This is a genomic window from Clostridium sp. (genome assembly GCF_016650095.1).
Lineage (GTDB): Bacteria > Bacillota > Clostridia > Clostridiales > Clostridiaceae > Clostridium_AD.
This window is the reverse complement of the sequence record NZ_JAENWL010000319.1, coordinates 1-4,436: the sequence shown is the minus strand read 5'-3', so window position 1 is coordinate 4,436 and position 4,436 is coordinate 1. Positions and strand designations below refer to the sequence as shown.

Genomic DNA, 4,436 nt, shown 5'->3' with positions numbered 1-4,436 from the left:
TACATTGTTAAATCGTGGGCTAATTCTCCAGAAATCAAAAATTATAAAAAAGCTCCAGGGCAATTTAAGACAGTTAATTCTATTCCCGAAAATTTAGATTCAATCTATCAGAAGTGGATGGGACTTACGTTGTCATCAAAAGATATTACATGCTTTAATTATGGACTGGAGGAAGACGGTTCATTGTTTATTTCACCTATAGATGTAACTATACCCTCGGATTATGATTCAAGAACAAGAGAATGGTACAAGGGTACATTAAATAAAAAAGGAGATATTTTTTGGACTGAGCCGTATGTGGATGCTGGTGAATCTGGTAAAATGCTGCAAACAGTTTCTAAAGCGGTGTATGACGATAAGGGAAAACTCAAGGGAGTAATAGGACTCGATATTGAATTAAAAAAATTCACAGAAATCATAGATAATCTTAGTTACGCAAAAAATTCATATATTTTCTTGCTAAATCAAAAAAATGATGTTCTGGCTCATAACTCATATAATTTGCATTATTTCAAAAATAATATTATTGATAATATAAATCAAAATAAATCAGATGAAATCATTAACATAGACAAAAATAAATATGTTGTATCTGAAGTTCCAATAAATGTTAACAATTGGAAATTGGTTGCAATAACAAAGACTAATTTAGAATCAGAATTATCCTCTATAAAAAACAGAATAATAAGTATATTTCTTATTGCGATCGCTTTAAGCATTTTTATGGCAATAAGAATGTCTAAAAACTTATTAAGACCTCTAAATAAACTGATTATTGCGACTGAGCAAGTTAGTGATGGGAATTTTAAGATAAGAACTAGTATAAAATCCAACGACGAATTTTCAATCTTATCTTCTAGCTTTAATCAGATGCTAGACCAAATTGAAATATTGTTAAAAGAACGTGATGACAATTACTTAAATACAATTAAAGTATTGGCTAATTCCATTGAAGCATCTGATCTATATACTAGAGGGCATTGCGATAGAGTAGATGAAATAGCATTAGCAATAGCGCGAAATTTAAAACTTTCTGACCAGCAAAAGAATACACTTAAATTTGCATGTATATTACATGATGTTGGTAAAATTGGAGTTCCGAATACAATACTAAATAAACCGGGTCGGCTTACGATTGAAGAATATGAATTAATAAAAAAACATCCTTTAATCGGATATCAAATTATTAAAGAAATAGATTTTTTAAAGGAGCCAGCTGAAATTATTTTACAACATCATGAACGAATTGATGGTCATGGATACCCTAATGGATTATTAGGACCCGAAATTAGAATAGAAGCAAAGATATTATCCGTTGCTGATACCTACGACTCAATGTCTACCTCAAGAATTTATCGTAAAAACATTCTTCCTTTTTATGAAATAGAAAAGGAATTAGTTGAAAGTAAGGGAAAACAATTAGACGCAGAAATCGTGGATATTTTATTAGAATTACTAAAGACAAATGATGATTCTATATCTGTTGCTATCACAAAAGAGTAATAAAGGCAAAATAATATTGATTGATTGATTTATTAATCTGTGTTATTATAAAGTCAATGAAATATTTATGGCCGAGATATAGAGAGCCGCAATTAAAGTTTTAAACTTTACTTGTGGCTTTTTTGTTTTTTATTTTTAGAAAAGTATAAGTAAAGGCTAGGAGGGATTATTTAATGTATGATGTAGTAATTATAGGAGCAGGAATTATAGGTGTTTCCGTTGCTAGAGAAATCAGCAAATATAATTTAAAGGTATTAGTAGTGGATAAAGGATTAGATTTAGCCTCTGGGACAACAAAAGCTAATAGTGCGATTGTACATGCTGGTCATGATGCAAAACCAAATACTCTGAAGGCAAAATTGAACGCTAAGGGCAATTCTATGTTTGATAGGTTATCAAAGGAGTTGGATTTCCCATTTAAAAAAAATGGTTCCTTAATTTTATGCTTTGATGAAAATGATAAAGAAAAACTTGAACTACTTAAAAAACAAGGTGAATTAAATGGAGTACCTAATCTTCAGATATTAACTGAGGAGCAAACTAGAGAAATTGAACCTAACATTTCTGAAAATGTAGTAGCATCATTATTTGCTCCAACAAGCGGAATAGTTTGTCCTTATGAAATGAATATAGCCATGGCTGAAAACGCATTCGTGAATGGTGTGGAATTTAAATTTGGGTCCAAGATAGTGGATATTGTGAAAAATCATAATGGATATAGTTTGTCAATAAATGATGATAAAGTTATAGAAACCAAAATTATTATAAATGCAGCTGGATTATATTCAGATGTAATGAACAATCTAGTTTCTGAAGAAAAATTTGATATTATACCAAAAAAAGGTGAGTATTGTTTATTTGATAAAGCTGTTGGAAATCTAGTTTCTAAAACCATATTTCAATTACCTACAAAGGCTGGAAAAGGAGTATTAATTACGCCAACGGTTGATGGTAATTTACTTGTAGGACCCAATGCCGTGGATGTAGAAGATAAAACTAATTTGGATACTACAAAAGAAGGATTAGATGAAATTATTAATAGTGCTAAATTAAGTGTAAAAAGTCTTCCAACAAATCAAATAATTACTTCTTTTTCAGGGCTAAGGGCCAAAACTAACAAAAATGATTTTATAATAGGTGAAGTAAAGAGCTCTCCAGGGTTTATAAATATTGCAAGCATTGATTCGCCAGGGTTAACCTCTGCACCAGCAATTGCAGAAATGGTTGTTTCTATTGTAAATGATATATTAAAAGTAACTCCAAAAGAGAAATTTATAAAGATAAGAAAAGGTATTGTTAAATTCAGAGAACTTAGTAATAGGGAAAGAGATATTTTGATAAAGAGCAATCCTGAATATGGGAGAATAGTGTGCAGATGTGAAGTGGTTACTGAAGGTGAAATAAAAGATGCAATAAGAAGGCCTCTAGGTGCTAAAACTCTCGATGGAATTAAAATTAGAACGAGAGCTGGAATGGGAAGGTGTCAAGCAGGATTTTGTACTTCAAGAATTGTAGATACTTTAAGTGTGGAATTAAATCTTCCTCCAACAAAAATTACAAAGTTTGGAATGAATTCTGAACTTATAATTGGTAAAAATAAAGAAAATTTATAAAATTGTTTTTACAATAGGATAAGGAGGGTTATTTATGAAGCAGATTGATATAGTAATAATTGGAGGTGGCCCTGCAGGGCTTGCAGCTGCAATAGCAGCAAAAGATGAGGGCATAGAAAATATTTTAATAATAGAAAGAGAAAATGTACTTGGAGGAATATTAAATCAATGTATCCATAATGGGTTCGGCCTTCATACCTTCAAAGAGGAGCTTACAGGGCCTGAGTATGCTAGTAGATTTATTGATAAAGTAAATGAGTATAAGATTTCATATACACTGAATACTACGGTATTAGAAATAACAAAAGAAAAAGTTATTACAGCTGTAAATGAAAAGGGCATCATAGAGATTAAAGCAAAAGTAATTATTTTGGCTATGGGTTGTAGGGAAAGACCTCGTGGAGCAATAAATATACCAGGCAGCAGGTGTGCGGGTATCCTTACTGCAGGTGCTGCTCAAAAGTTCGTTAATATTGAAGGATATATGCCTGGCAAGGAAGTGGTTATTTTAGGGTCTGGTGATATTGGGCTAATAATGGCTAGAAGGATGACCTTTGAAGGAGCAACTGTTAAGGCCGTTGTGGAACTTTTACCATATTCAAGTGGTTTAAAAAGAAATGTTGTTCAATGCTTAGACGATTACAATATTCCACTAAAACTTAGTCACACTATTGTAAATATAAAAGGAAAAGATAGGCTCGAGGGAGTAGTTATTGCGAAAGTTGATGAAAATAAAAGACCAATTAAAGGAACTGAGGAATTTATAAGTTGTGATACATTACTTTTGTCAGTGGGGTTAGTTCCAGAAAATGAATTATCTAAAAGTGCAGGGGTTATATTATCAAAAGTTACCGGTGGACCAATTGTAAATGAATCAATGGAAACAAATATAGAGGGGATATTTGCTTGTGGTAATTCTTTGCATGTTCATGATTTAGTTGATAATGTATCATTAGAAAGTTCTAATGCAGGTAGAAAAGCAGCAAGCTATGTAAAAGAGGATAAAAGAAATGGAGAGTATATTAAAGTTAGTGGAGAGTGCGGCGTAAGGTATACTGTGCCATCATTAATTAACACTTCAAATGTAGATAAATCAATAACTATAAGGTTTAGAGTGGGAGAAGTTTTTAAAGAAAATTATGTATCACTATATTTTGATGAAATTAGGGTAATGCATATTAAGAAAAAAGTACTTGCTCCAGGTGAAATGGAAGAATTAAAAATTCCCAAAGTTATGTTCGATAAATATCCTGATTGCAAAGAAATAACAGTGAAAATAGAGAAGGAGTAGTAAATTATGGTGAAGAGAGAATTAGTTTG

The 4,436-nt window shown here is 31.4% G+C and carries 3 protein-coding genes; all 3 read left to right on the top strand.

Annotated elements, in window-relative coordinates; all coding sequences use genetic code 11:
- A partial coding sequence (locus JJE11_RS15325) for an HD domain-containing phosphohydrolase (protein WP_291637172.1) occupies positions 1–1,503 on the top strand: 1,503 nt, incomplete at its 5' end.
- A gap of 173 nt (positions 1,504–1,676) precedes the next feature.
- Positions 1,677–3,116 carry an NAD(P)/FAD-dependent oxidoreductase gene (locus JJE11_RS15320; protein ID WP_291637170.1) on the top strand — a complete coding sequence of 480 codons (1,440 nt, stop codon included), beginning with the start codon at positions 1,677–1,679 and terminating at the stop codon, positions 3,114–3,116.
- A 34-nt stretch (positions 3,117–3,150) separates the two neighbouring features.
- Positions 3,151–4,407 (top strand): FAD-dependent oxidoreductase, encoded by a 1,257-nt coding sequence (locus JJE11_RS15315; RefSeq protein ID WP_291637168.1) that lies wholly within the window; start codon positions 3,151–3,153, stop codon positions 4,405–4,407.
- Positions 4,408–4,436 lie beyond the last annotated feature (29 nt).